Origin of the sequence: Paraburkholderia sp. BCC1876, assembly GCF_902833695.1 — a bacterium.
Lineage (GTDB): Bacteria > Pseudomonadota > Gammaproteobacteria > Burkholderiales > Burkholderiaceae > Paraburkholderia.
In genome coordinates this window covers 1-519 of record NZ_CADFGI010000054.1, presented here as the reverse complement: position 1 = coordinate 519, position 519 = coordinate 1, and the positions used below count along the sequence as shown (strand labels likewise).

Sequence of the window (519 nt, the reverse complement as noted above, 5' to 3'; positions counted from 1 at the left end):
GACGGCCAGGCCTTCGAGCCGAACCCGGTCGGCACGCCTTGGCGCTACCGCTTCGATCTCGACGCCGGCACGGTCGAGGAAGGAGCGCTGTCGGACCTGGCGCTGGAGCTGCCGCGCATCGACGAGCGTCGCACCGGCCGCGCCTATCGCTATTGCTACGCGGTCGAGCAGCCGGGCCTGGACGAGATGCGCGGCATCGTTCGCCTCGATGTCCTCACAGGCGAGGTGATGCGCCACGCGGTGCCGCCCGGCGACCAGAACAGCGAACCGGTGTTCGTGCCGCGCGCGGGATCGAGCGAGGACGACGACGGCTGGGTGCTCGCCTGCGTGTACCGCGCGGCCACCGACACCAGCGACGTGGTGGTGCTCGACGCGCGCCGGCTCGATGCCGAGCCGGTGGCGACCGTGCATCTGCCGGTGCGGATCCCGGCGGGCTTTCACGGCGCCTGGCTGCCGCGCGACTGAAGCCGCGGCGCCGCGCAAGCAAAAAAGGCACGTCGGGCGGCGTGCTTGCACACA

General features: G+C 71.9%; 1 protein-coding gene. It reads left to right on the top strand.

Features of this window, described 5'->3' with window-relative positions; all coding sequences use genetic code 11:
- Nucleotides 1-465, top strand: a 465-nt coding sequence (locus tag HWY05_RS37725) for a carotenoid oxygenase family protein (protein ID WP_176061486.1), incomplete at its 5' end; no start/stop codon positions are given.
- Nucleotides 466-519 lie beyond the last annotated feature (54 nt).